The sequence below is a fragment of the Paraburkholderia bengalensis genome, assembly GCF_037126505.1.
Taxonomy (GTDB): Bacteria; Pseudomonadota; Gammaproteobacteria; order Burkholderiales; family Burkholderiaceae; genus Paraburkholderia; species Paraburkholderia bengalensis.
On sequence record NZ_JACFYJ010000287.1, the window covers coordinates 1 to 637 of the forward strand.

1 pseudogene is annotated in these 637 nt (G+C 60.9%); it reads left to right on the forward strand.

Annotated elements, in window-relative coordinates:
* Positions 1 to 39 precede the first annotated feature (39 nt).
* Positions 40 to 594: pseudogene (gene tnpC / locus H3V53_RS43285) on the forward strand (IS66 family transposase); the annotation flags it as partial.
* Between the last annotated feature and the right edge of the window lie 43 nt (positions 595 to 637).

Sequence of the window (637 nt, forward strand, 5' to 3'; positions counted from 1 at the left end):
AACTCGAGATAATGCGCCTTATGCCGAGCTCGGCATAAGGCGCACGCTCGGCGCCAGTTCTATGAATTGCACGCAGCCCGCCCCAATGCGTTGAACACCGAAGCGCTCGAGCGTATCGGCGCGCTATACCGGATTGAGGAAACGATCAGGGGCAAACCTCCCGACGAGCGCCGCGCCTATCGCCAGGAGCACGCGCAGCCGCTACTCGACCGATTCCATGCGTGGCTCAGAGCGACGCTCGAAACGCTCTCGCGCAAATCTGACACGAGTCAGGCGATACTCTATGCGTTGAACCGGTGGGAAGCGCTCACACGCTATTGCGAAAACGGTCGGCTCGAAATCGACAACCTGCCAGTCGAGCGCGCGCTACGCGGGGTGGCCATCGGTCGACGCAACTATCTGTTCGCTGGAGCAGACTCTGGCGGCGAACGTGCCGCCGCAATCTACAGCCTCGTTGGTACCGCGAAACTCAACGGTATCGATCCTGAGGCATATCTACGCTACGTGCTCGCGCGCATCGCCGACCATGCGATCAATCGCATCGACGAACTCACACCGTGGGTCGTCGCCGATCAGCTCCGCAGCCCAGCCTGACAATCACGATCCCCAGTCAAGACGTCGCTGCTGCAACGCTTAC